General features: G+C 63.1%; 19 protein-coding genes and 2 tRNA genes. 11 read left to right on the forward strand and 10 right to left on the reverse strand.

Annotated features, from left to right (window positions below; all coding sequences use genetic code 11):
- Positions 1-32 precede the first annotated feature (32 nt).
- Positions 33-770 carry a competence/damage-inducible protein A gene (locus AC1RUR_RS20880; RefSeq protein WP_130369341.1) on the reverse strand — a complete coding sequence of 246 codons (738 nt, stop codon included), beginning with the start codon at positions 768-770 and terminating at the stop codon, positions 33-35.
- A 277-nt stretch (positions 771-1,047) separates the two neighbouring features.
- On the opposite strand from AC1RUR_RS20880, the gene AC1RUR_RS20885 reads away from it, so the two are divergent.
- From AC1RUR_RS20885 to AC1RUR_RS20910, 6 genes are all read left to right on the forward strand, one after another.
- The gene (locus AC1RUR_RS20885; protein ID WP_492847360.1) at positions 1,048-2,466 is read left to right on the forward strand and encodes a circularly permuted type 2 ATP-grasp protein; all 1,419 of its coding nucleotides are present in this window, start codon (positions 1,048-1,050) and stop codon (positions 2,464-2,466) included.
- 4 nt (positions 2,467-2,470) lie between these two features.
- Positions 2,471-3,415 carry an alpha-E domain-containing protein gene (locus AC1RUR_RS20890; protein WP_492847362.1) on the forward strand — a complete coding sequence of 315 codons (945 nt, stop codon included), beginning with the start codon at positions 2,471-2,473 and terminating at the stop codon, positions 3,413-3,415.
- A 169-nt stretch (positions 3,416-3,584) separates the two neighbouring features.
- A complete protein-coding gene (locus AC1RUR_RS20895; protein WP_492847364.1) occupies positions 3,585-4,427 on the forward strand; it encodes a transglutaminase family protein in 843 nt (280 codons plus the stop codon).
- Between the two features lie 80 nt (positions 4,428-4,507).
- A complete protein-coding gene (locus AC1RUR_RS20900; RefSeq protein ID WP_492847366.1) occupies positions 4,508-4,915 on the forward strand; it encodes a carboxymuconolactone decarboxylase family protein in 408 nt (135 codons plus the stop codon).
- A gap of 126 nt (positions 4,916-5,041) precedes the next feature.
- Positions 5,042-5,800 carry a proteasome-type protease gene (locus AC1RUR_RS20905; RefSeq protein ID WP_008143132.1) on the forward strand — a complete coding sequence of 253 codons (759 nt, stop codon included), beginning with the start codon at positions 5,042-5,044 and terminating at the stop codon, positions 5,798-5,800.
- A 38-nt stretch (positions 5,801-5,838) separates the two neighbouring features.
- A complete protein-coding gene (locus tag AC1RUR_RS20910; RefSeq protein ID WP_492847369.1) occupies positions 5,839-6,597 on the forward strand; it encodes an SDR family oxidoreductase in 759 nt (252 codons plus the stop codon).
- Between the two features lie 153 nt (positions 6,598-6,750).
- Here AC1RUR_RS20910 and AC1RUR_RS20915 read toward each other — a convergent pair whose 3' ends face one another.
- Positions 6,751-7,974, reverse strand: a complete 1,224-nt coding sequence (locus AC1RUR_RS20915) for an MFS transporter (protein ID WP_492847371.1) — start codon at positions 7,972-7,974, stop codon at positions 6,751-6,753.
- Between the two features lie 179 nt (positions 7,975-8,153).
- On the opposite strand from AC1RUR_RS20915, the gene AC1RUR_RS20920 reads away from it, so the two are divergent.
- Positions 8,154-9,404, forward strand: a complete 1,251-nt coding sequence (locus tag AC1RUR_RS20920; protein WP_492847373.1) for a NupC/NupG family nucleoside CNT transporter — start codon at positions 8,154-8,156, stop codon at positions 9,402-9,404.
- Between the two features lie 105 nt (positions 9,405-9,509).
- Here the strand turns inward: AC1RUR_RS20920 and AC1RUR_RS20925 are convergent, their stop codons facing one another.
- Positions 9,510-10,037: a cupin domain-containing protein gene (locus AC1RUR_RS20925; protein WP_492847375.1), complete on the reverse strand. Its 528-nt coding sequence runs from the start codon at positions 10,035-10,037 to the stop codon at positions 9,510-9,512.
- A 219-nt stretch (positions 10,038-10,256) separates the two neighbouring features.
- On the opposite strand from AC1RUR_RS20925, the gene AC1RUR_RS20930 reads away from it, so the two are divergent.
- Positions 10,257-12,383, forward strand: a complete 2,127-nt coding sequence (locus AC1RUR_RS20930; protein WP_492847377.1) for an O-linked N-acetylglucosamine transferase, SPINDLY family protein — start codon at positions 10,257-10,259, stop codon at positions 12,381-12,383.
- An 8-nt stretch (positions 12,384-12,391) separates the two neighbouring features.
- Here the strand turns inward: AC1RUR_RS20930 and AC1RUR_RS20935 are convergent, their stop codons facing one another.
- Positions 12,392-12,679, reverse strand: a complete 288-nt coding sequence (locus AC1RUR_RS20935; RefSeq protein WP_008139212.1) for an usg protein — start codon at positions 12,677-12,679, stop codon at positions 12,392-12,394.
- A gap of 403 nt (positions 12,680-13,082) precedes the next feature.
- Between AC1RUR_RS20935 and AC1RUR_RS20940 the strand changes: the two genes are divergently transcribed.
- Positions 13,083-13,397: a co-chaperone GroES gene (locus AC1RUR_RS20940; protein WP_014494241.1), complete on the forward strand. Its 315-nt coding sequence runs from the start codon at positions 13,083-13,085 to the stop codon at positions 13,395-13,397.
- 43 nt (positions 13,398-13,440) lie between these two features.
- Positions 13,441-15,081, forward strand: a complete 1,641-nt coding sequence (gene groL / locus AC1RUR_RS20945) for a chaperonin GroEL (RefSeq protein ID WP_492847380.1) — start codon at positions 13,441-13,443, stop codon at positions 15,079-15,081.
- 56 nt (positions 15,082-15,137) lie between these two features.
- Here the strand turns inward: groL and AC1RUR_RS20950 are convergent, their stop codons facing one another.
- From AC1RUR_RS20950 to AC1RUR_RS20975, 6 genes are all read right to left on the reverse strand, one after another.
- Complete coding sequence (locus AC1RUR_RS20950) at positions 15,138-17,360, reverse strand: hypothetical protein (protein WP_492847382.1); 2,223 nt, start codon at positions 17,358-17,360, stop codon at positions 15,138-15,140.
- A gap of 142 nt (positions 17,361-17,502) precedes the next feature.
- Positions 17,503-18,249 (reverse strand): signal peptidase I, encoded by a 747-nt coding sequence (gene lepB / locus AC1RUR_RS20955; protein WP_492847384.1) that lies wholly within the window; start codon positions 18,247-18,249, stop codon positions 17,503-17,505.
- A 167-nt stretch (positions 18,250-18,416) separates the two neighbouring features.
- Positions 18,417-19,568, reverse strand: a complete 1,152-nt coding sequence (locus AC1RUR_RS20960; RefSeq protein WP_492847386.1) for a slipin family protein — start codon at positions 19,566-19,568, stop codon at positions 18,417-18,419.
- 339 nt (positions 19,569-19,907) lie between these two features.
- Positions 19,908-19,972 (reverse strand) — tRNA-OTHER (locus AC1RUR_RS20965).
- Between the two features lie 4 nt (positions 19,973-19,976).
- A tRNA-Ser gene (locus AC1RUR_RS20970) sits at positions 19,977-20,048 on the reverse strand.
- A 192-nt stretch (positions 20,049-20,240) separates the two neighbouring features.
- The gene (locus tag AC1RUR_RS20975) at positions 20,241-21,074 is read right to left on the reverse strand and encodes a LysR family transcriptional regulator (protein WP_492847388.1); all 834 of its coding nucleotides are present in this window, start codon (positions 21,072-21,074) and stop codon (positions 20,241-20,243) included.
- Between the two features lie 128 nt (positions 21,075-21,202).
- On the opposite strand from AC1RUR_RS20975, the gene AC1RUR_RS20980 reads away from it, so the two are divergent.
- Complete coding sequence (locus AC1RUR_RS20980; protein ID WP_492847390.1) at positions 21,203-21,796, forward strand: cysteine hydrolase family protein; 594 nt, start codon at positions 21,203-21,205, stop codon at positions 21,794-21,796.
- The last annotated feature ends 7 nt before the right edge of the window (positions 21,797-21,803 follow it).

A 21,803-nucleotide genomic window follows, 5' to 3' on the forward strand; every position in this document is an offset into this window, starting at 1 on the left:
CTCCTGCCAATCGTCGTCCGGCAGCCTTTCTGCTACCGGGTGATGTTCAATCCTGCCAGCATTTCCTTCACCGCCGCCATCGCCGCGGCAAGCTTGTCCGCATCGCGCGAGCGCACCACCAGATTGGTGTTGGGCTTCTGCTCTTCATCCATGAAGGGATAGCTGCCGATGATGGTGTCGGGATGGGCGGCGGCGATCGCCCGCAAGGGGCTGCCGATGTCGCCTTCTCGCGCATTGGCGCGGACCGATTCGGAAAGCATGCGCACGCCCGATTTCAGCTTGGGCGAGACGATGTCCATCATCGCCTGCATGATCGACGGCACGCCCGCCATGACGATGACATTGCCGATCTTGAAGCCGGGGGCGAGGATGGTCGCGCTCTGGATCAGCTCGGCGCCGTCGGGGATGCGGGCCATGCGCAGGCGGGCCTCGTTGAGGTCCTGCTCGCTCCAGCGCTCGCGGAAACGGGCGACCACCTCCGGGTGGTGGTCGATGCCGACGCCGAAGGCCTTGGCGACGCTGTCGGCGGTAATGTCGTCATGGGTCGGCCCGATCCCGCCGGTGGTGAAGACATAGGTGTAGCGATGCCGCAGTGCATCCAAGGCGGCAATGATGTCGGCCTCGTCGTCGGAGACGACCCGGACTTCCTTCAGGTCGATGCCGATATTGGTCAGGTATTCGGCGATGAAACCGATATTCTTGTCCTTGGTCCGGCCGGATAGAATTTCATCCCCAATGACCAGAATGCCCGCCGTGACGATCTCGCTCATGCCTTAAGTCCCTCACCTCTCGCGCCGACTTTGCCGAGGTAACGCGTTGAAGTCACGCGGTTTTGCTGCCGAAATAAGCAGTCCTCAGCCATTTTTTCAGGCAAGCCGCCGGCCATCCCCGGTAAATGCTGCCAGACCTTGCTTATCGCGCTGGCCCGGCCCTTGCTACCACATGAAAGTCATGCACTCTTGCCGCATGGCCAGGACGTTGCGGTCTTCACCAAGGCCTGACGACCTGCCGAATGGCGCAACGCCTTGCGGAGACAAGTCGGGATCTATGGCAGTCGCGTTTGATGAAATGAACATTCCCGGTGGGGACCTTCGCCCCGCCTATCAGGAGCTGGCGCGCTGGCTCAAGGAGACGCCTCCCGAGGCGCTCGAATATCGCCGCCAGGAAGCCGAGCTCCTGTTTCGCCGGATCGGCATCACCTTCGCCGTCTACGGCGACTCCGAATCCACCGAGCGCCTGATCCCCTTCGACGTGATCCCGCGGATCATGTCCGGCAAGGAATGGACGCTGCTGGAGAAGGGCCTGAAGCAGCGCGTCAAGGCGCTGAACATGTTCCTGCGCGACATCTATCACGGCCGCGACATCCTTCGCGCCGAGATCGTGCCCGCCGATCTCATCTTCCAGAACCCGGTGTTCCGCCCGGAGATGAACGGCCAGCAGGTGCCGCACGATGTCTACGTGCACATCGCCGGCATCGACATCATCAGGGTCGATGCCGACGACTTCATCGTGCTGGAGGACAATGCGCGCACGCCCTCCGGCGTGTCCTACATGCTGGAAAACCGCGAGATCATGATGCGGTTGTTTCCGGATCTGTTCGCCCGCCACAGGGTGGCGCCGGTCGAGCGGTATCCGGACGAACTGCTGTCCGCCTTGCGCTCGGTGGCGCCGCAGGGCGCCTCGGGTGAGCCGACGGTCGCCCTGCTCACGCCGGGCGTCTACAACTCCGCCTATTACGAGCATTCCTTCCTGGCCGACAAGCTCGGCATCGAGCTGGTCGAGGGCCGCGACCTCATCGTCAAGAACAACGAAGTGTTCATGCGGACGACCGAGGGCGTCAAACGGGTCGACGTGATCTATCGCCGCGTCGACGACGATTTCCTCGATCCCCTCACCTTCCGCCCCGACTCGGCGCTCGGCGTGCCCGGCCTGATGTCGGCCTATGCCGCCGGCAACATCACGCTCGCCAACGCCGTCGGCACCGGCATCGCCGACGACAAGGCGATCTACTCCTACATGCCCGACATCGTGAAATTCTATCTCGGCGAGGAGCCGATCCTGAAGAACGTGCAGACCTGGCGCTGCCGCGAGCCGAAAGATCTGGCCTACGTGCTCGACCATCTCGGCGATCTCGTCGTCAAGGAAGTCCACGGCTCCGGCGGCTACGGCATGCTGATCGGCCCTGCGGCGACGAAAGCGACGATCGAGGCGTTCCGCGAAAAGCTCAAGCGTGAGCCGGAAGGTTTTATCGCGCAGCCGACGCTGGCGCTCTCGACCTGCCCGACCTGCACCGCAAGCGGCCTCGCGCCGCGTCACGTGGATCTGCGGCCCTTCGTGCTCACGGGCAGCAAGAGCACGACCATCGTGCCGGGCGGACTGACACGCGTCGCGCTGAAGGAAGGCTCCCTGGTGGTGAATTCGAGCCAGGGCGGCGGCACCAAAGACACCTGGATTCTGGACGAGTAGAGAGATGCTGTCGCGTACCGCCGAAAACCTCTACTGGCTCGCCCGCTACGTCGAACGGGCCGAATATCTCGCGCGTACCATCGATGCGACGCTGCGCGTCACTGCGCTTCCTGCCGCCTATATCGGCAAGACCAACGAATGGGACTCGGCGCTGCTGACCGCCGGCGTCGCCGCGAGCTTCTATCAGCAATATGAAGAAGCCAACGAGCACAACGTCGTCGAGTACCTCTCGTTCTCGCCGAACAATCCGTCCTCGATCAGGAACTGCATCGAGGCGGCGCGGCTGAACTCGCGCTCGGTGCGCACCGCGCTCACCAGCGAGATGTGGGACACCATCAACTCGGCCTGGATCGAATTGCAGGAGGTCTGGAACAAGGGTACCTCGACGCGCGAGGATCTCGCAAAGTTCCTGCGCTTCGTGCAGGAGACTTCGCTGCGCTTCGACGGCTCGGCCTACCGCACCATGCTGCGCAACGACGCCTACTGGTTCTCGCGTCTTGGCCTGCACCTGGAGCGCGCCGACAACACGGCGCGTATCCTCGACGTGAAGTATCACGTGCTGCTGCCCGAGGAGGAGCATGTCGGCGGTCCGCTCGACTTCTACCAGTGGAGCTCGATCCTGCGCTCGGTCTCGGCGCTGACGGCCTATCACTGGGTCTATCGCGAGACGCTGAAGCCGTGGCTGGTTGCGGATCTGCTCATTCTCAACGGGACGCTGCCGCGCTCGCTGGCGAGCTGCTATGACAATCTCACGCGCAATCTCGACCAGATCGGCGTCGCCTATGGCCGCCAGGGTCCCGCCCAGCGCCACGCGCGCGGCATCCGCAACCGGCTCGAACACAGCAATATGAACGACATCTTCCAGCACGGCGTGCATGAATTCATTCAGGAATTCATCGCCGACAATTCCAGGCTGGGCGAAATCATCACGAAGCAGTATTTGATCTGATGTCCCCCGGCTGACGAAAACGGGATATCGTCATGGCCGGGCTCGTCCCGGCCATCCACGTTCTTGCCTTCGCGCCGAAGAAGACCGTGGATGGCCGGGACAAGCCCGGGCATGACGAGCTTTCCTCGCAGTAGGCAGTCGGGTCCAACCACTAACTTCACGGTCCACCATGCGCCTGCGAATCCAGCACACCACGACCTATCGCTACGAGCCGCCGGCCACCAGCGTGATCCAGATCCTGCGCATGACGCCGTGCAGCCATGACGGGCAGTATGTGGCGGAATGGCAGATCGACGTCTCGACCGACACCAAGCTCGACACCCATGAGGACGCCTTCGGCAACGTCACCCATGTGCTGTCCTGCGGCCCCGTCGGCGACATCAAGATCATTGCCGAGGGCCTGATCGAAACCCACGACACCGGCGGCGTGCTGCGCGGCGCCGACGAGCGCTTTCCAGCCGGCATGTTTTTGCGCGCCACCGACCTCACCGAAGTCAACCCGGCGATGTCGGCCGTGGCGCGGCAGTTGCGCAGCGAGGCCGAGAGCGACACGCTCGGATTCCTGCATACGCTGATGTCCGAGATCGGCGACCACATGACCTTCGACGAGGATCCGACCAACAGCGGCACCTCGGCGGCGGAAGCCTTCACGCTCAAGCGCGGCGTCTGCCAGGACTACGCGCATATCTTCATCGCTTGCGCCCGCACCGGCGGCGTGCCCGCGCGGTTCGTCTCCGGCCACTTCCTGCGCTCCGACGGAACGGTGCATCAGGATGCCGGCCATGCCTGGGCGGAGGCCTATGTCCCCGATCTCGGCTGGGTCGGCTTCGACCCCGCCAACAGCATCTGCGCCACCGACGCCCATGTCCGCGTCGCGATCGGGCTCGACTATCTCGGCGCAGCTCCCGTGCGCGGCACCCGCTATGGCGGCGGCACGGAGACGCTGTCGGTGGCGGTCAAGGTCGAGCAGGCCGGCCGCGGCAGCCAGTCGCAGTCACAGCGGCAGAGCTGATCTCGCCACGAAGCGCTGCCGGCCGATCGCATGAGCCGTGCTACAATCGCAGGGTCAGACCAGACCCTGCGAGGACCCCCATGGCGACCGTAAAGCTGCTTTCGGACGATGAGCTCTCCAGCGAGGCGCGCGCCGTTTTCGACGACATCCGCAAGGTGCGGCAGTCGGACTTCGTCAACAATTTCTGGCGCGCGCTGGCGCATGATCCGAAGACGCTGCGGCGGACCTGGGAGAGCATCAAGGAGGTGATGGCGCCCGGAGCGCTCGATCCCAAGACCAAGGAAATGCTCTATGTCGCGGTTTCGGTGGCGCATGGCTGCAGCTACTGCATCCATTCCCACACCGCCAGCGCACGGGCCAAGGGCATGACCGAGGCCGAATATGGCGAGATGCTTGCCATCGTCGGCATGGCCGCGGAGACGAACCGGCTGGTCACGGCGCTCGGCGTTCCCGTCGATGAGGCGTTTCTCGTCGACGCCGCCGACTGAGGTGGGCATTCGCCGCGGCAGAACTGGTTGCCTTGCCCGGAATGACGACCTCCCCCGGGAATCGGGGGTTTCATGCCTCCCCGAAATTGGCTAGTAATTCCGCGCAAACGCGTTCGGGGACTGGAAATGACCTATTGTTGCGGAATTCTGGTTCGGGACGGTCTGGTGATGATCGCCGACACCCGCACCAATGCCGGCCTCGACAACGTCTCGACCTTCCGCAAGCTGCACATCTTCTCCAAGCCCGGCGACCGCATCATGGCGATCGCCAGCGCCGGCAACCTCGCCATCAGCCAGTCGGTGCTGTCCACGCTGACCGAAGGCCTCGAGGACCCCAACACGGGCGATATCGAGACGCTGATGAACGCGCCGACCATGTTCCAGGCCGCCCAGCGCATCGGCCGGGCGATCCGGGCTGTGCACGCGACCGAAGGGCCCGCGCTGAAATCCGAGGACGTCTCGTTCGACGTCTCCTTCCTGTTCGGCGGCCAGATCAAGGGCGCGCGGATGCGCCTGTTCATGGTCTACACGGCAGGCAATTTCATCGAGTGCACCACCGACACGCCCTACCTTCAGATCGGCGAGCACAAATACGGCAAGCCGGTGCTCGACCGCGCCATGCATTACGACGTTGAGCTCTACGAGGCGCTGAAGACCGGGCTGATCTCGATGGACTCCACCATGCGCTCCAATCTCGGCGTCGGTCTGCCGATCGACGTGCTGGTGGTGCGCGCCGATGCCTGCGATGCCGATCTCAACCACCGCATCGAGGCGGGCGAGCCCTATTTCCACGATCTGCGCTCGCGCTGGTCGGCGGCCTTGCGCGCCGCGCATCAGAACATTCCGCGGCCGCCCTACAAGAACGAAAAAGAACCCAAGACCTGACAACCAAGAGACCTTGAAGAGAGAAAAGGCAGGAAACGATGAGTGAAGCAAAGAAGATCGCAGTGGTGACGGGCGCCGGCACCGGTGTCGGGCGCGCCGCCTCGCTGGCATTGATGAACACCGGCTTCACCGTGGTGCTGGTCGGGCGCCGAATGGAGATGCTCGAGGAGACCGCAAAGCTCGGCCCCGCGGGAAAAAGCCTCTGCGTCACCGCCGACATGACCAAGCCGGATTCCATCGCCGGGCTGTTCGACAAGGTGAAGGCGACCTATGGCCGCCTCGACGTGCTCTTCAACAATGCCGGCATGGGCGCGCCGGCCGTGAACTTCGAGGATCTCAGTCTCGAGCAGTGGCAGGCGGTGGTGAACACCAACCTCACCGGCCCGTTCCTCTGCACCCAGCACGCCTTCCGCATCATGAAGGACCAGAGCCCGCGCGGCGGCCGCATCATCAACAACGGCTCGATCTCGGCGCACGCGCCGCGGCCGTTCTCGGCCGCCTACACCTCGACCAAGCACGCCATCACCGGCCTCACCAAGGCGAGCAACCTCGACGGCCGCATGTACGACATCGCGGTCGGCCAGGTCGACATCGGCAATGCGGCAACGCCGATGACCGATCGCATGGTCAACGGCCCCGGCGTGCTGCAGCCCGACGGCACGTCGAAGCAGGAGCCGCGCATGGACGCCAAGGCGGTCGGCGATGCCGTCGCCTACATGGCCGGCCTGCCGCTCGACGCCAACGTGCTGACCATGACGGTGATGGCGACGAAGATGCCGTTCGTCGGACGGGGCTGAAGCCACTCTCGTGCCCCGGACGCAGCGCGGCATGCAATGACGCGCTGCTGAGCCGGGGCCCATGCCTCCGCGATCTCGTTCTTGGCTTTCTGGGTCCCGGCTCTGCGGTGCGTCACTTCGTGCCGCACCGCGTCCGGGACACGGGACCTCACCCTACTCCAAACTCTCCACTCGCCGCAGGCTCGGAAACAGCTTCATCCAGAGCAGCGCCACGGCCACCGTGCAGACGCCGCCGAGCACGGCGGCGGGCATGGCGCCGAGCAATGCGGCGGCCACACCGCTCTCGAATTGGCCGAGCTGGTTTGAGGCGTTGATGAAGAGGAAGTTCACCGCGCCGACGCGACCGCGCATCTCGTCGGGGGTGGAGAGCTGCACCAGCGAGAAGCGGATCACGACGCTGATCGTGTCGGCGGCGCCGAGAATGGCGAGCGACAGCACCGACAGCCACATCCAGGACGACAGTGCGAACACGATCGTGGCGAGGCCGAACACGATCACGGCCTGGAACATGCGCAAGCCGACATGCCTGGAGATGGCGTGCCGCGCCAGCACCATGGTCATCAGCAGCGCGCCGACGGCCGGCGCGGCGCGCAGGATCCCGAGCCCCATCGGGCCGGTCTGGAGGATGTCGCGGGCATAGATCGGCAAGAGCGCCGTGACGCCGCCGAACAGCACCGCGAACAGGTCGAGCGAGATGGTGCCGAGGATCGCCGGATTGCTCCGGATGAAGCGGACACCGGCAAAGATATTGTCCGCGCCCTCCATGTCCTTGGCCACCGCCTGCGGCCGCGGCCGGATGAAGCCGGTCAGGATCATCCCGAGGATCCAGAACAGCAACATCAGGCCATAGGCAAGATGCGGCGCGACCGCGTAGGCAAAACCGCCGAGCGCGGGCCCCGTGATGGTCGCGACCTGGCCTGCGCCGCTCGCGACGGCCGTGGCGCGCTGGAGCGAGCCCTGCGGCGCGATCAGCGGCAGCAGCGCCGCGGTGGTCGGGCTCTCGAAGGCGCCGGCAATGCCGAGCACGAAGGTCGCGATGAAGATCTGCACCTCGCTGACCGCACCGAGATAGGTGATGACACAGAGATACAGCGCGGTCGCCGCTTCCACCAGCTGGCAGAGCTGGACCACGCGCTTGCGCTCGAAACGGTCGGCGGCGTGGCCGGCGACGAACACGAGCAGCGCGGTGGGCAGGAACTGCACGAGGCCGACCATGCCGAGATCGAAGGCCGAGCCGGTGAGATCGTAGATCTGCCAGCCGATCGCAACCGCCGCGATCTGGCTGGAGAAGCGCGACAGGCTGCGCGAGAGCACGAAGAACAGGAAGGCGCGGTGCGAGAGGAGCGCGCCGGCGCTGACCGGCGGATTGGCCGGCAATGGCTGCTCTTCACGTGGCTCCTGACTCACCTTTTTGGGACCGTCCGCGCCTGATCTTGACGAGCCCCCGCGTGGCTGACGGGGGCCTTCTTGTCAACAGCCGGGCGTTTCCCGCATGTCCCGGCATTGCCTTTGCAACGCATGGGCGGCCATAATCACGGGGGGCTTTTGGGGACATCATGCTGCGGCTGCAATCGGCACTCGGCATTTTCGCATTGCTGCTGATCGCGTGGGCGTTGGCAGAGAATCGCCGCGCGGTCTCGCTGCGCCAGGCCGCGATCGGCCTCGTCGCGACCTTCGTCACCGCGATCGTGCTGTTGAAAGTGCCGGTCGTCGCCCATGCCTTCGGCGCCATCAACGACGCGGTCGGCGCGATCTCGGCGGCCTCGCGCGCCGGCTCCTCCTTCGTGTTCGGCTATGTCGGCGGCGGTCCCCTGCCCTTCGACGTGAAGGTGCCGGGCGCGGACTTCATCCTGGCGTTCCAGGCGCTGCCGATCGTCCTGGTCATGAGCGTTCTGACGACGCTGCTGTTCTATTGGCGCGTGCTTCCTCCGATCGTGCGCGGCATGGCCTGGCTGCTGGAGCGAACACTCGGCGTCGGTGGCGCGGTCGGGCTCTCGACCGCTGCCAACATCTTCCTCGGCATGGTCGAGGCGCCGCTGTTCGTGCGACCGTATCTGGCGCAGATGACGCGCAGCGAATTGTTCCTGGTGATGACCGGCGGCATGGCCGGTATCGCCGGCACGGTGCTGGTGCTCTATGCGACGCTGCTTGCGCCCCTCATCCCCGATGCCGCCGCGCATTTCGTCATCGCCTCGGTGCTGGGCGCGCCGGCCGCGATCCTCGTCAGCCTGATCATGGTGCCCGAGACATCGGACAGGCGCACCGGCGGCGCGCTGGAGGATCCGGAGATGGAAGTCTCCGGCACGATGGATGCGATCGTGAAAGGCACCGGTGCCGGGATCGAACTGTTGATCAACATCGTCGCGATGCTGCTGGTGCTGGTGGCGCTGGTCTATCTCGTCAACGCCGTCCTCGGCCTGCTGCCTGATATCGGCGGCGCCGCGATCTCGTTGCAGCGCCTGCTTGGCCTCGTCATGGCGCCGGTGTGCTGGCTGATGGGATTGCCCTGGGACCAAGCGGTGACGGCCGGCAGCCTGATGGGCACCAAGACCGTGCTCAACGAATTGATCGCCTATGTCGACTTCTCAAAGCTGCCGCCCGGCGCGCTCGATCCGCGCTCGCGCCTGATCGTGCTCTATGCGATGTGCGGCTTTGCCAACTTTGCCAGCCTCGGCATCATGATCGGCGGCTTAGGCGTGATGGCGCCGGAACGGCGCGAGGAGATCAACGCGCTCGGGCTGAAGTCGATCGTATCGGGGACGCTGACGACGTGTCTGATGGGCGCGGTGGTGGGGGTGTTGAGCTAGCTCTATCCGCCCGTCATTGCGAGCGAAGCGAAGCAATCCAGAAATGCATCCGCGGAAACAGGCTGGATTGCTTCGCTTCGCTCGCAATGACGAAGGAGCGAGCGCCTACGCCTTCAACTCCACCGTCCTGAACTCCGCAGGCAAAATCACCTCCAAGAGCTCGACGTCATCCGAATAATCCAGGATCATGTGCTTGATCTTCGGCGGCTGGGTCCAGGCGCTGCCTTCTTTCATCAAGGTCTCGCCCTCCCCGTCCATGTAGGTCTTCACCCAGCCCTTGAGCACGTAGACCATCTGGAATTCGACGTCGTGGAAGTGAAGCTTCGAGACTTCGGCGGGATTGCAGGGGCCTTGCAGCCGGATCACGTGCGCTTGCGCGAGGCCGTGGCTTGCTTCGGCGATGCCGAGGTCGCGGTACTTCGCGTAGGCGCGCAGGCCATCGGCCTTGAAGTCTTCCTCGCGGTGATGGCTGATCGCGATGCGCTGCTTGGGACGCACGGCCTTCTTCGGCGAGCTCGTGCGCGCCTTCGCCTTCACCGCCTTGCGCGCCGAGGATCGCGCCGCCGCCCTGGCGCCGCTCCGCTTCTTCACCGCGGTCTTCGTTGCCGGTCTTGATGCCTTTTGCCTGGCCATTGCCTGCCTCCCTGATCTGGCCGCGCCCGCCGGACGGGTGCAACCCTCGGGCAGACTACCCAGTCTTGGACGCGGCAGCAATCGCGGGGCCCAGGCTGGTCACGCCATGACCCCGATCGGTCGTAGCTTGCCCCAGGCTGGCGTCGCGAGCGGCCGTCGTCTCGTATTGGCTCACTCGCTGAATTAATCTCGCCAGAGAGATTCTGGGGGAATTGATTCATGAGCAACAGCGTCGGTCAGCGTGCATTTCAAAATGCCCGGCTTCGGAAACGGCAGGAAGCCGAGGTGCTGCCCTTGCTCGGGAACGCCCTCCAGCTGCAGAAGAAGGGGCTTCTCCCCCAGGCCAAGGCGGCCTATCGCCAACTGCTGCAACTCGATCCCAACCAGTTCATCGCGCTGCATATGCTCGGCGTTCTGGAGTCCGACGCCAGGAATTACCAGCAAGCCGAAACTCTGCTGAGCCGGGCGGTTGCCGTGGATCCGCGATCTGCCGATGCTCACATGAGCCGAGGCGTCGCGCTGAACGGGCTACGACGCCACGGTGAGGCCTGCGAGAGCTATCGAAGGGCCCTCGCCTTGCGCCCCAACTACGCCGTAGCCCTGTCCAATCTCGGCAACGCGAGCGTGACGTTCGATCTTCAGGAAGCGCTCGCCTGCTTCGACAAGGCGCTCGCAATTGACGGAAACCTTGCCGAAGCCCACAACGGCCGGGGTTGGGTGCTCTGCCGTCAGCGCAATTATGACGAGGCCATCGCAAGCTTGAACCGCGCGCTGTCGATCAAGCCTGACTATGCCTCGGCGCTGGCGAACCGCGCCGTCGCATTGCAGGAGCTTCTGCGATTTGACGAAGCCATGGCGGATTGCAATCGGGCAGTCGCCCTGGCGCCCGACGACGTGAACGGATGGCTGTGGCGGGCCAGCGTCTGGCTCCAGCTCCAGCAAATGGCCGAAGCATTGCCCGATTGCGAGAAGGCCCTCGCGATCGATCCCGAATGCGTTCAAGCTCACCTGGTGCTGGGCCTTTGCCTCGCCGGACTTGGCCGGGTCGACGAAGCCCTGGCCAGTTTCGACAGGGCTCTTGCCATCAAGCCTGACTTCCCGAGCGCGATCTCCAACAAGATCTTCGCACTCGATTTCCTGGCCGATGCCAGCGTCGAGCAGCATCAGCAAGCGCGGCGAGTCTGGTGGGAGCAGATCGGCGCGAAAATCGCTTTGGAAGCGGCAAGACCGCACGACAACAACCGCGATCCGGATCGCCCCCTGGTGCTCGGCTATGTCTCGGCGGACTTCAACGCGCATTCGGCCGCGTTCATATTCAAGCCGGTCCTGCAATACCACGACCGGACACAGTTCGAGATCGTGTGCTATTCTTGTTCGTCAAAAGCGGATGCGGCGACCGACGAATTTCGAAAGATCGCCGATCGCTGGCGCGACGCCTCGCAATGGAGCGACGATCGCCTTGCCGCCGAGATCCGCGCCGATGGCGTCGATATCCTGATCGATCTGTCCGGCCATACCAAGGGAAACCGCCTCGGCGTGTTTGCGCAAAAGCCGGCGCCGATCCAGGCGCATGGCTGGGGCCATGGTACCGGCACCGGTCTGCCGACGATCGATTATCTGTTCTCGGACCCGGTCGCGATTCCTGCCGAGGTTCGGCATCTGTTTGCGGAAACCGTGGTCGATCTGCCGTGCTTTGTGACGCTGGAGCCGCTGCCGATCGAGCTTGCGGGGACGTCAACGCCGGCGACGTCGAACGGCTTCGTCACATTCGGCGTCTTCAACCGCATCAGCAAGATTTCCGAGGAGGCCGCGGAAGCCTGGTCCGGGATTCTCGAGCGGGTGCCGGGGTCACGACTGCTGATCAAGGATCTTGCGCTGGACGATCAACTGGTCCGCGACAATCTGCTGGCACGGCTTGCGGCTTGCGGAGTGCCGGCCGAACGCGTCGACCTGCTCGGAACCACCCTGCGAATCGACCATCTGGCAGCATTCAAGCGCGTCGACATTGCCCTCGACACGTTCCCGCAGAATGGCGGCGTCAGCACGTTGGAAGCCCTGCAGATGGGCGTGCCCGTGGTGGCGAAGCTCGGGAACAGTCTGCCCAGCCGCGCCGGCGGCGCCATCCTCACCGCGCTTGGCCTGCCGGACTGGGTCGTGGACAGCCGCGAGGCCTATGTCGAAACCGCAGTCAGCCGTGCGCTGCAGATCGGCGACCTCGACACATTGCGCCGCGAGCTGCCCGAACAGGTCAGAGCTGCGGCCGCCTGCAACCCGGTCGCCTACGCGCAAACGGTGGACGAGGCCTATCGCGCGATGTGGAAACGCTACTGCAGCAGCGGCGCCTGATCTCTACGTCAATGCAGCCTGAACACGCCGTCGACCGCACGCAGCTCGGCCGGCTTGATCAGCTTGGAATGCGCGACCGTCACCGAGTAAAGCGGACCGTCGAGCTTCTCCTGCCAGAACGCCAGGAAATCCTTCAGCGCCGGAAATTTCGGGAAGAGATCGTAGTTCTGCCAGACATAGGTCTGGAGCAGCGAGGGATGATCCGGCATCCGATAGAGGATTTCCGCCGTCGTCAGCCCATAACCCAGCACCTGTTTCCGGAAGTCGTCGGAAACAACCCCAACCCGCGAGACCATGCCAACCTCCTTTTCAGGAGCGCATATTCAAGGGATGGCTTGCCGGTACGCTGCTGACGAGCCACCCGGAAACGATGCGCTCACATGAGAGAAATGTGACGCAAACTGACAATCCATCTCAAGCCCAAAAGTTTAACAAGCTGTTGAAATTCAATGCGTTAGCAGCAGAGATAGCTCCGTGCTAATACGGTCCCCCAAGGGGGCCTCGAAGAGGCCCTCCGAGCCGGTTAACGATGGTAAAGGAAACTGGCAGACGGCGCTTTCGAGTGCTTATTTTTCTGCTAGAAGCCCTTGCCCCCGCAAATATCCTGGCTTATTTGAGCTTCACCCGCATTGGCACTCGCGGGCATCGATTGCTAACACCCTTAAAACATCAATCTGAGCAAATGCTTAGGAGGACTGCATGAAATTCCGTCCGCTTCACGACCGCGTCGTGGTCAAGCGCATCGACGCAGAAGAGAAGACCGCTGGCGGCATCATCATTCCCGACACTGCCAAGGAAAAGCCCTCCCAGGGCGAAGTCGTCGCCGTCGGCCCCGGTGGCCGCGACGAGGCCGGCAAGCTGATCCCGATCGATCTGAAGGTCGGCGACCGCGTGCTGTTCGGCAAGTGGTCCGGCACCGAGGTCAAGATCGACGGCGTCGATCTGCTGATCATGAAGGAAAGCGACATCATGGGCGTCCTCGACGTCCCCGCTTCCAAGAAGAAGGCGGCCTAAGAGCCCCCTCTCTCCCCCAGCTAACACCTAAGGAAAAATCCAGATGGCAGCTAAAGAAGTCAAATTCTCCGTCGATGCGCGCGACAAGATGCTTCGCGGCGTCGACATCCTCGCCAACGCGGTGAAGGTCACGCTCGGCCCGAAGGGCCGCAACGTCGTGCTCGACAAGTCGTTCGGCGCACCCCGCATCACCAAGGACGGCGTCACCGTCGCCAAGGAGATCGAGCTCGAGGACAAGTTCGAGAACATGGGCGCCCAGATGGTGCGCGAAGTCGCCTCCAAGTCCGCTGACGCGGCCGGCGACGGCACCACCACCGCGACCGTGCTGGCCCAGGCGATCGTGCGCGAAGGCGCCAAGTCGGTTGCCGCCGGCATGAACCCGATGGACCTCAAGCGCGGTATCGACCTCGCGGTCGAAGCCGTCGTTGCGGACCTCGTCAAGAACTCCAAGAAGGTCACCTCGAACGAGGAGATCGCCCAGGTCGGCACCATCTCGGCGAACGGCGACCAGGAGATCGGCAAGTTCCTCTCCGACGCCATGAAGAAGGTCGGCAACGAGGGTGTCATCACCGTCGAGGAAGCCAAGTCGCTCGAGACCGAACTCGACGTCGTCGAGGGCATGCAGTTCGACCGCGGCTACATCTCGCCCTACTTCGTCACCAACGCCGACAAGATGCGCGTTGAGATGGACGACGCCTACATCCTCATCAACGAGAAGAAGCTCTCCTCGCTGAACGAGCTGCTCCCGCTGCTCGAGGCCGTGGTGCAGACCGGCAAGCCGCTGGTCATCGTCGCCGAGGACGTCGAAGGCGAAGCCCTCGCCACCCTCGTCGTCAACCGCCTGCGTGGCGGCCTGAAGGTCGCGGCCGTCAAGGCTCCGGGCTTCGGCGATCGCCGCAAGGCCATGCTGCAGGACATCGCGATCCTGACCGGCGGCCAGGCGATCTCGGAAGATCTCGGCATCAAGCTCGAGAACGTCACACTCAACATGCTCGGTCGCGCCAAGAAGGTGATGATCGACAAGGAGAACACCACGATCGTCAACGGCGCCGGCAAGAAGGCCGACATCGAGGCGCGCGTGGCCCAGATCAAGGCGCAGATCGAGGAAACCACCTCGGACTACGACCGTGAGAAGCTCCAGGAGCGTCTCGCCAAGCTCGCAGGCGGCGTCGCGGTGATCCGCGTCGGCGGCGCGACCGAGGTCGAGGTGAAGGAGCGCAAGGATCGCGTTGATGACGCGATGCATGCGACCCGCGCGGCCGTGGAAGAAGGCATCGTCCCGGGCGGCGGCGTCGCCCTGCTCCGTGCCTCCGAGCAGCTCAAGGGCCTGCGCACCAAGAACGACGACCAGAAGACCGGCGTCGAGATCGTGCGCAAGGCGCTGTCGGCTCCCGCTCGCCAGATCGCGATCAACGCCGGCGAAGACGGCTCGGTGATCGTCGGCAAGGTGCTGGAGAACAAGTCGTACACCTACGGCTTCGACTCCCAGACCGGCGAATACGGCGACCTCGTCAAGAAGGGCATCATCGACCCGACCAAGGTGGTCCGTACCGCGATCCAGAACGCAGCCTCGGTTGCGGCGCTGCTGATCACCACGGAAGCCATGGTCGCCGAGCTGCCCAAGAAGGGCGGCGCCGGCCCCGCAATGCCCCCGGGCGGCGGCATGGGCGGCATGGACTTCTGATCCAGCCTCTCAGGCAAACACGAAATGCGAAACCCCGGCAGCGATGCCGGGGTTTTTTATTGAGCTAGTTTTGAAGCATCTTGGGGCTCTGAACGGAAACCGTAGCGATAAAAACTTACTCCATCGAACGTTGCTTCCGCTGAACGTCTCAAGAAAATGAACGCGGCACATTCCACCATCTCATTTCCTTCATGAAACATTCCAACGATACCACGCCCCTTCTCTTGCCAATCGCTCGCGTCCGGCATCTTCTTCGCCAAGTAGAGCGCGAGAACAAAGACTTTCTTGCCAACAACGAAACGCGTCATTAGCAGGTCTTCGCCACCATGGGGCACGCCACGTCTGAACCGGCGGACGCGACGTTCAAATTCGGCCAATGCTGGTGGCAATTGATTGAGGACGACATTGATGATGTCGAACCGATGACGCTGCCCCTCGTCTTGAGACAGCTCCCGAATGAGAGCAAACCACAAGGGAGAGAGTTGCACGCCGTGAATTTCAAACTCGCGCCGGTTGGTACGTGCCACTTTGTTCCGGCGAACCAAGCTATCGGCGTTATGAAACATGACTCTTCGCCCCTCGAGCGAATTCACGTCAAGGCACAAGCCATTGGTGAGATACAGAGATAGCAGATCCTGTTCGTCGCCCTCGAAGTCTAGCAACTCTTCAAGCGTCGCCCGCCGCGTAAGATAGTGAATAAGAGACACTTCAGAATCTAGATACCGACAAATCATCTGCAGTTCGCCAAGCGAAAGGACAGGAGCCCAAGCGGTATCGTTCGTTACCAAACCCAACTCCTTAAAATAGTACTTAGCGCTAGTGAGCGAAGCAAAGTGCTCCATGCAAATACTAAATCTAAAGACGACTTTTGGTCGATCCAAACCAAGATCAATGGGACCATCATCTACTTTGCGACGAAGAACTGCCGACTTCTGATGCTCGTCGAGATAGTTCTGTAGACGCCATCCCTGTATTCCCGGCTCAACGAAAAGCTCCCTTAAATTCCTAGCCAAACTCAGTTCGCCGCCCCGGCGCGCAACATCGCTAATCCGGCCCGACTTCGCCTCGAAAACGAAGATAAAATTTCCAACCGCAGCGAGAACATCATTCTCCCATGTCTGGTCCGTCTTTGGATCATCCCAGACGACGCTTCGATAGAGACTGGCACTTGGCATTGCAGAGCCCACAAGATGAGCGACAGCCTCTTCAAGATACTCAGCTCTCGACCCCTCGTAAGCCACCTCCAGCTCGCGGTATCCATCAATCATTCCTTCAATTATTCCGAATGGGAATGAGAAAATGAGTTGAGGCAATGCGACGAATAGGTCATCGCCTTGGCGCACATACGGCTTTCGCCAGATGGGGTTGTTGAGATAAATGTGTTGCGGGTTGAAGCTCGATAGCTCTCCCGGCCGCAACGATAACAGATATAATGCATCGACTATCTCGTGTGTAAATTCGGCTTTGAGGCTATCGGCACTCAGCGTAAATACCCAAGGAAAGGCAAGTTCGGACATCTGAAAGCCTGCATAGCGAAGGTGCTCAATGTCGACTAACTTGTTCGAGCGATCTCTCCACACCTGCTCGGCTAGGGGGTAAGCGGATCGAAAGAAATCAATCTCTGCTTCGATTTCTGCACGCGACGCCGACGTCCTCAACGTTTGTTGCCGAAGGCTGAAGGCCTCTAGTCTTCCAAGAACGATGTCAACGATGCGCACCATCGCTCGAAAGAGTTCCGAAATGCGATAGCCGAGGTTCTTGTTAGAGAGAGAATCTATCCGAGTAAGAATTCCTAACAAAGTCCGTTCGCAGTCAGGGCGCGTAAATAAGTTCCGATAATACAAAGTTTGTGATCGAGCTCGACGGCTTACAAAATCGCTGGCTGTCGCCTTTTCTGAAATTTCTCGCTGCTTACGACCGAACGCGAGGATATGACGGCCAACAAGAGGCCAAAAACGAACAAAATTTTCTGGCGAAGTGGGGACCGACTTTATAATTGGGCCATTGAGCAACAATAGCGCCTGAACGATTTCAACCTCTGGCTGTTCAAGGCGATTTTCTGAACTAGCTACAGTTGATTCAATAATGTACCGCGCAGCCGTTCGGGCGAGGACGACAAAAGGATCGCGGGCAGCAATAAAGTCCCGCAGACGCTCGTGCGTTCTGCGATACTCTTCCTCCCATTGAGCGGCACCCCAGTCCGAGGTTCCTTTCAGCACATCGAGATCTGACAGTTCAAAGGCAGAATAACCAGGTAAAGCCTTTTCCACGTCTACCATTGCGTCCTCAACTCAGTCATCAAGATGCCAGAACCCAGCAGGCAATGCCGAGGTTCTTCTTAGGGACAGGCGCTAGGATAACTTTGCATATTCGTCATTCCCGGCTCGGAGTTTCGCGACTCCCAGAATTGACATAGCCCCCTCACCACACCTTCCCCATCCGCTCGCCACGCAGCCGGCCGTCCTGGTCGAGCGACCAGAAGATCCGGGTCACCTTGCCGACCAGATGGTCCATCGGGATGAAGCCCATCGCCGACATGAAGCGGCTGTCGGTGGAGTTGTCGCGGTTGTCGCCGAGCACGAAGAAATGGCCCGGCGGCACGGTGTAGACGCTGGTGTTGTCCATGTAGCCGTTGTCGACGCAGTCATACGTGATGTAGCTCGCGCCGTTCGGCAACGTCTCGCGCCAGCGCTTGATCTTCGCGCCGTCGTCGGCCCCGCAAAAATCCCCGGCCGCTACGCTCGCCAGCGCGACACGGGTCACCGGCCGCTCGTTGAGGATGAGCTGGCCGTTACGCATCTGGACCCGGTCGCCGGGCAGAGCCACCACGCGCTTGACGTAGTCCACCGAGGTGTCCTTCGGCGTCCGGAAGACGACGACGTCGCCGTAATCGGGGTCGGCGGCGAAGATGCGGTCCGACATCCAGGATGGCGCGAACGGCAACGAAAAGCGGTCGTAGCCATAGGCGAACTTCGCGGCAAAGACGTAGTCGCCGACCATCAGCGTCGGCACCATCGAATTCGAGGGAATGTTGAAGGGCTGATACAGGAAGAAGCGAAACAGGAACGGCGGCGACCACAGCAGCGGGACCAGCAGGATCAGGATGACGATCGCCTTCCATTCCCGCGATTGCGCCGAGGGGCGGATGGTTTGCTCAAGAGTGGTCATGCGTCTGCCTGATCGAAACCGTGATCGTCATTGCGAGATTACGCAACCTTTGCGCGCGCGCAATCCCCTCTCAGGGTTTTGGTTCTCGGGATTTTGGTCGCACGGGCGCGCGCACGCGTTCACCGCAACAGACAAGTGAAGGGCCGCCCGTGGGCGGCCCTTCCGTTTCACGCGCTCTCGGGCGCCTTCAGGCGCACGAGCCGGGTCAGGAGGGCATCGAGGCCCTCGCCGCTCGAGGCATGGAGATCGATGCGACCGACCTTCTCGACCAGCCGCTCCAGCGACTCCAGCTCCTTGAGCCGCAGCAGCAGGGGGTTCTCCCCCATCAGGCGGGCGGTGTTCAGGAGCGAACGCGTTGCCGCGGTCTCCTCCTGCCGGCGGATCAGGTTCGCCTTCGCGACCCGCTCCGCCTCCACCACCTTGTTCACCAGCTCCCGGATCTCGCCGGGCAGGATCACGTCCTTGACGCCGAGCTCGGTCACCTCCACGCCGGACTCCGCGACGCGTGCACGCACATAGTCGCGCAGCTCCGCATCCAGCGCCGCCTTCGCAGACAGCACCTCGTCCAGCGTCCGGCCCGCCACCGCTTCGCGGATCGCGAACTGCACCAGGCGGTACAGCCACGCATCCACGTCGGGCACGGTCGCAACCGTCCGCTCGGGATCGACGATCCGGCGGAACGCCGTCAGCGTCACCCGCAGCGCGATGCGATCCTTGGTCAGCATCTCCTGCGCGGTGATCTCGACCGCCTGGGGCCGCAGGTCGAGGCGCTTGACCTCGATCTTGCGGCCGACGGTCCAGAAGGCGTGCCGGCCGGGCGCGAGCCGCTCCATCAGCCGGCCCTCGACATAGAGCAGGCCCGCCTCGTGGTTCTCGACCACCGTCTCCGACGACACGGCCGAGCGGTTGCGCTCGATCATGGCGAGGTGCCGCGCGGTGACCTTGGGATCGGCGGACACATCGATGCGCTCGACATCGATGCGGGTCGCGACCTTCCAGTAGACGCGCACCTGCCAGGGCGTCATCAGATGCACGGGCCGGCCGTCGAGGCTGACGATCGCAATCTCGTCCGCCCTGGTCTCGACCGCCTCGAACAGCTCGGCGGCCAGATCAGGCCGCGCGGCCTTCAGCACCGCGTAGCGATCCGCAGGGAATTCGCTGCGAACCACGTCGAGCACCTCGGCCTTCAGCTCGTGCAGGGGATCGAACAGCCGGTGCTTGCCGGGCGCGAGCACGCGCACGAGCTGCCCGTTGCGCGTCAGCAACGCACGCTCGCCATCCTTCACCGTCACGTTCAGCATCAGCAAGTGCCAGGTCATGACACGCCTCCATCATGTTGCCTCCGGCCGAACACGGCCGAATGGCGGGTTTCGTTTGTAAAGGACGTGAGGACGCGGACGACGCTTCCCGAGAGATCAACGGGCCGGGGCTTGAGCTTGCATGACGACGGGCGCACGCGCGCGATCGCCCAACGCGTGTCGAGCGGTCATGCCGAGCCACCCGGCATCGGCGCAAGCGGTATCGACCCGCGGCGCAAAGCCGGTCTCACAGTGTCGTTGTTCGGACGAAAGCCTTTTGGGCAATGCGGCCGGACTGCGACTGAAGCGCGCGTCCGGTCCTCGTCAGAGGTGTCAGTTTTTCAGGCTGACCCGGAGCGATGGAGCGGGATTCGAACCCGCGACCCGATGATTAACGTCACCTGCTCTACCCAACTGAGCTATCCTTTGTGGGACAAGAGACCGGAATCGAACCGATACCTTCGGATTTCACCCCGACGCTCTCCATGAGCTACATCCTGCTTTTGCCTTCATTCGGCGGAACACGAAATCGCAGAGCGATCCGCGCCAGCCGGGATCTCAGAGAGCCCGGACCCATGGCCTAGCGAAGGAGCGGGCTAATAGACGAAGCACGTTCGGGTTGCAAGGGGGAAAGCCGAGATTTTTCGTCACGCGTCTTGCGGCGTGACGCGATCGTCACACCGCGGCATTGCGTCAACCGCGCGACATGTCCTGGAAACACGCCCTCACCCAGTCGATCGTCACGCGCGTTGCCGCGTCGCGCTTGAGGTGGTTTTGCACGAGCAGCCAGGCATCGCGCCGCTTCGGCAGCAACATGGCGCGCAGGCGGCGATCGCCGAGCAAGTCCGCGCAAACATGCTCCGGCAACACGCCGGCCGCCTGATGCGCGCAGATCAGGCTGCGGATGACGCGAACATTGTCGGTGACGCAGCGCGCGCGGGATTTCTTCGTGCGCAGGAACTGCATCTCGGGAATGGCGCCGAGTTCGTCCGGATAGGCGCACAGCATCGGCTCGCCCTCGGTCGCAACGGGCTCGAAATAATAGAGCTTGATGTCACCGAGCCTGGAGATCGCGAAGTCGCCCTTGTCGGGTTTGCGCAGGCGGATGGCAAGATCGGCCTCCCAGCGCGAGAATCTGACGTTCTCGCTCGAGGTGAGGAATTGCAGCGTCAGGCCGGGATTGGCGCGCAGGAAGTCGCTCGCGCGCGGCGACAAAACCTCCTCGGCGACCGTGTTGGTGGAGGCGATGCGCAGCCGTCCCACCGGACCTGCCAGGCTCGCGCCAACGCGACCGATCTCGGCGGCATGTGCGGCCATCGCCTCGACATGCGCCAGCACCGCCTCGCAACTCCGCGTCGGCCTGCGGACGCCGTCGGCGGCCTCGAACAGACGCAAGCCGAGCGCACGCTCGATGCGCGACAGCCTGCGTCCGACCGTGGTCTCGTCGATGCGCAGCCGCGCGCTGGCGCCCGCATAGGTGCCCTCGTCCCTGACGGCAGCGATGATGCGCAGATCGTCCCAGTTCATGGCGCGAGCTTATACCGGCCGGGAGCAGCCTGCAATATTGCAGCCACCCGCTGCAATATCCCTGCATATCAGCAGGCATTCCACGGGCTATGTTTGCCGCGCCTTTTGCCCCGGAGATGTCCAAGACCATGACGACCGCGAAGACCCTGCTGCAACTCGCCGGCGCCGATCTCACCCCGCCGCGGCTTGGCGCCGCCGCGCTGGTGCTGATCGATATCCAGAACGAATATCTCGCAGGTCCTCTCGCCTTGCCCGACGCGGGGCCTGCGATCACGCGGGCGGCCGCGCTGCTGGCACGGGCACGCGAGAGCGGAGCCGCGATCATCCATATCGCCCATCGCGGCAAGGCCGGCAGCCTGTTCGATCGCGGCACTGAGCGCGGCGCCATCGTCGCCGAGCTGAGCCCCCGTGCCGGCGAGCTGGTGATCGAGAAGGAGTTGCCGAATGCGTTTGCCGGCACTGATTTGCAGGCGCGCCTTGCGGCGACCGACAGGAAGAACATCGTACTGGCCGGCTTCATGACGCATATGTGCGTCAGCTCCACGGCGCGCGCCGCGCTCGACCTCGGCTTTCGCACCACGATCGATGCCGATTCCTGCGCCACGCGCGACCTGCCTGACGGCCGCGGCGGCACGCTGGACGCCCGGACCATCCACGAGGTTGCACTCGCCGAGCTATCCGACCGCTTCGCGATCATCGCGCGCGGCGATGCCCTGAAATAACGGAGCA

It is taken from the genome of Bradyrhizobium sp. GW821-FHT12B03 (genome assembly GCF_058807535.1).

Bases quoted from the DNA above. Each gene is read 5' to 3' on its own strand.
- AC1RUR_RS20880 (WP_130369341.1), bottom strand. From the start codon at position 770: ATGAGCGAGATCGTCACGGCGGGCATTCTGGTCATTGGGGATGAAATT.
- AC1RUR_RS20885 (WP_492847360.1), top strand. From the start codon at position 1,048: ATGGCAGTCGCGTTTGATGAAATGAACATTCCCGGTGGGGACCTTCGC.
- AC1RUR_RS20890 (WP_492847362.1), top strand. From the start codon at position 2,471: ATGCTGTCGCGTACCGCCGAAAACCTCTACTGGCTCGCCCGCTACGTC.
- AC1RUR_RS20895 (WP_492847364.1), top strand. From the start codon at position 3,585: ATGCGCCTGCGAATCCAGCACACCACGACCTATCGCTACGAGCCGCCG.
- AC1RUR_RS20900 (WP_492847366.1), top strand. From the start codon at position 4,508: ATGGCGACCGTAAAGCTGCTTTCGGACGATGAGCTCTCCAGCGAGGCG.
- AC1RUR_RS20905 (WP_008143132.1), top strand. From the start codon at position 5,042: ATGACCTATTGTTGCGGAATTCTGGTTCGGGACGGTCTGGTGATGATC.
- AC1RUR_RS20910 (WP_492847369.1), top strand. From the start codon at position 5,839: ATGAGTGAAGCAAAGAAGATCGCAGTGGTGACGGGCGCCGGCACCGGT.
- AC1RUR_RS20920 (WP_492847373.1), top strand. From the start codon at position 8,154: ATGCTGCGGCTGCAATCGGCACTCGGCATTTTCGCATTGCTGCTGATC.
- AC1RUR_RS20925 (WP_492847375.1), bottom strand. From the start codon at position 10,037: ATGGCCAGGCAAAAGGCATCAAGACCGGCAACGAAGACCGCGGTGAAG.
- AC1RUR_RS20930 (WP_492847377.1), top strand. From the start codon at position 10,257: ATGAGCAACAGCGTCGGTCAGCGTGCATTTCAAAATGCCCGGCTTCGG.
- AC1RUR_RS20935 (WP_008139212.1), bottom strand. From the start codon at position 12,679: ATGGTCTCGCGGGTTGGGGTTGTTTCCGACGACTTCCGGAAACAGGTG.
- AC1RUR_RS20940 (WP_014494241.1), top strand. From the start codon at position 13,083: ATGAAATTCCGTCCGCTTCACGACCGCGTCGTGGTCAAGCGCATCGAC.
- groL (WP_492847380.1), top strand. From the start codon at position 13,441: ATGGCAGCTAAAGAAGTCAAATTCTCCGTCGATGCGCGCGACAAGATG.
- AC1RUR_RS20950 (WP_492847382.1), bottom strand. From the start codon at position 17,360: ATGGTAGACGTGGAAAAGGCTTTACCTGGTTATTCTGCCTTTGAACTG.
- lepB (WP_492847384.1), bottom strand. From the start codon at position 18,249: ATGACCACTCTTGAGCAAACCATCCGCCCCTCGGCGCAATCGCGGGAA.
- AC1RUR_RS20960 (WP_492847386.1), bottom strand. From the start codon at position 19,568: ATGACCTGGCACTTGCTGATGCTGAACGTGACGGTGAAGGATGGCGAG.
- AC1RUR_RS20975 (WP_492847388.1), bottom strand. From the start codon at position 21,074: ATGAACTGGGACGATCTGCGCATCATCGCTGCCGTCAGGGACGAGGGC.
- AC1RUR_RS20980 (WP_492847390.1), top strand. From the start codon at position 21,203: ATGACGACCGCGAAGACCCTGCTGCAACTCGCCGGCGCCGATCTCACC.